Annotated in this window: 3 protein-coding genes and 1 tRNA gene; all 4 read right to left on the bottom strand. The window is 44.2% G+C overall.

The annotated features are described in order from the left end of the window. Nucleotides 1–77 precede the first annotated feature (77 nt). A tRNA-Lys gene (locus B3182_RS14780) sits at nt 78–153 on the bottom strand. A gap of 140 nt (nt 154–293) precedes the next feature. Continuing rightward, entirely contained in the window at nt 294–962 is a 669-nt protein-coding gene (queC, locus tag B3182_RS14775; RefSeq protein WP_292358144.1) for a 7-cyano-7-deazaguanine synthase QueC, read from the bottom strand. Then, nucleotides 959–1,600: a 7-carboxy-7-deazaguanine synthase QueE gene (gene queE, locus B3182_RS14770; RefSeq protein ID WP_292358146.1), complete on the bottom strand. Its 642-nt coding sequence runs from the start codon at nt 1,598–1,600 to the stop codon at nt 959–961. The genes queC and queE overlap by 4 nt, the downstream gene beginning before the upstream one ends. 23 nt (nt 1,601–1,623) lie before the next feature. Beyond that, a partial coding sequence (ybgF, locus tag B3182_RS14765) for a tol-pal system protein YbgF (protein WP_292753322.1) occupies nt 1,624–2,193 on the bottom strand: 570 nt, incomplete at its 5' end.

Below are 2,193 nucleotides of genomic sequence, written 5' to 3'. Positions count from 1 at the left end.
AGCCACTCGCCGGGCTGTCAACAACAATTATTACAGAATTATGAAACTAGAATAAAACTGAAATTTTGCAGAAAAAATGGTGGGCCGTCTGCGACTCGAACGCAGGACCATCGGATTAAAAGTCCGGTGCTCTACCAACTGAGCTAACGGCCCAAACCAAGCGCGACATAATACTATAGTTGATAAAAATGACAACCCCAGTTGCCAATATTTTTCTATTTTATCGACATAGAATAGCGGGGGGAGTCATACAGGAAACATGTAATCACTGATTCTTACCAAGAAACAATAACTTATTGATACCGTGTTGGGTCTGCTAGTCCGGCATCAATAAAACCTTGTCGTCTGAAGCGACAGGAATCACATTGTCCACACGCTCTGCCTTGCGCATCAGCTTGGTAGCAGGAAACTGTTTCGCTGTAATCAATCCCCAGCTCCGTACCACGCTTAACGATTTCTGACTTTGAAAGGTGCATCAATGGTGCTTTTATATATATAGCGGAACCTTCAACTGCCGATTTGGTTGCCAGGTTAGCCAGCTTTTCAAATGCATCAATAAATTCAGGGCGACAATCAGGATAGCCTGAGTAATCCACAGCGTTAACCCCGACAAAAATGGCTTCGGCATTAAGTACTTCTGCCCAGCCTAATGCAATCGACAGAAAAACTGTATTTCGTGCCGGGACATAAGTAATCGGAATACCCTGTTGTTCTGTCTCTGGCACATCAATGTCATCTGTTAATGCTGACCCACCGATGGCACGAAGATCAATCTGTATTACTTTATGGCTGGCTACACCAGATTTTTTAGCCAGATTTTCCGCTGCAAAAAGTTCGGTTTTGTGTCGCTGACCATAATCAAAGCTGATAGTGAAGCATTCATAACCTTCAGCTTTGGCAATTGCCAAGGCTGTAACGGAATCTAATCCGCCGGAAAGTAATATGACAGCACGTTTAGTCATCGGCCTTGAGCATCGTTCCAAAGATATTTATGCAATTGAATTTGCATTCTTACCGGCAGATTATCAGCAATAATCCATTCCGCTAAATCGGTAGGGTTTAAATCACCATGCACCGGGGAAAATAAAATCTCACAACGATCTATCAGCTCCAGCGAGAATAACTGCTCACGAGCCCAATCATAATCTTCACGATTACAGATAACGAATTTGATTTGATCCTGAGGGTTTAACAGATCAATATTGCCGTAACGATTTTTGGAGACTTCGCCTGATGTGGGGGTTTTTAAATCCATAACCCGTACAACCCGCGGATCGATATTACTGATATCCATCGCACCACTGGTTTCCAATGACACTTCGACATCCAACTCACACAAGGCAGTTAATAATTCCCGACAGGTATTCTGGGCCAGCGGTTCGCCGCCGGTAACAGTGACATAGCGGGGATTGTAGCTTTTTACTTCAGCAACAATGTCACTGATCTCCATTTTTTGCCCGCCATGAAAGGCATAAGCGGTATCACAATAACCACAACGTAACGGGCAGCCGGTCAACCTGACAAAAACGGTGGGCAGGCCCACTGTTCGGGTTTCACCTTGTAATGAATAGAAAATCTCGGTGATACGACATTGAGCCATCTACGTAATCTACAAAAAATGTTTTATTGTGCATTTTGCTGGATACGATCCAGACGCACTTTCGCCAGTCGAGATGCTGATGTATCCGGATATTGCTCAATCACCTGATTCAATGATGCTTGCGCCTTACTGGTATCGCCAGTTTCATATTCACTGAAACCGCGTTTTAACAAAGCATCTGCCACTTTATTACTGTCGGGATAGCTGGAGATGACTTTATCAAAAGCCACGATTGCTTTATCAAATTCACGCAAAACGTAATGTGCTTCGCCTTGCCAATAATAGACATTAGGCAGATATGAACTATTTGGATAATTTTGGGGGAATGCTCCCAACGCTGACAAAGCTTCCTGATAACGGCCGCCACGCAGATCCTGTAATGCTGACTGATATGCAGCTTCGCCACTTTCTACTGCGACGGGCACAGGTGCGCTCTCTCCAGCGTCTGTCTGATCAGTGGGTGTATTCTGCAAACCACCATCGGCTAACTCTTCATCAATTGAATTGTTATCCACAGAAGGAGAATCGATAACTGATGGAGCTTGAGAAACAGGAGCTTGCTGCTGAATTTCTGTTATTCGTTGATCAAGATC

The sequence above is a fragment of the Methylophaga sp. UBA4204 genome, assembly GCF_002379485.1.
Lineage (GTDB): Bacteria > Pseudomonadota > Gammaproteobacteria > Nitrosococcales > Methylophagaceae > Methylophaga.
The sequence above is the reverse complement of the archived record's forward strand: the minus strand, read 5'-3'. Positions and strand labels throughout refer to the sequence as shown.

Coding starts and splice junctions, on each gene's coding strand:
- queE (WP_292358146.1), bottom strand. CDS start 1,600: ATGGCTCAATGTCGTATCACCGAGATTTTCTATTCATTACAAGGTGAA.
- queC (WP_292358144.1), bottom strand. CDS start 962: ATGACTAAACGTGCTGTCATATTACTTTCCGGCGGATTAGATTCCGTT.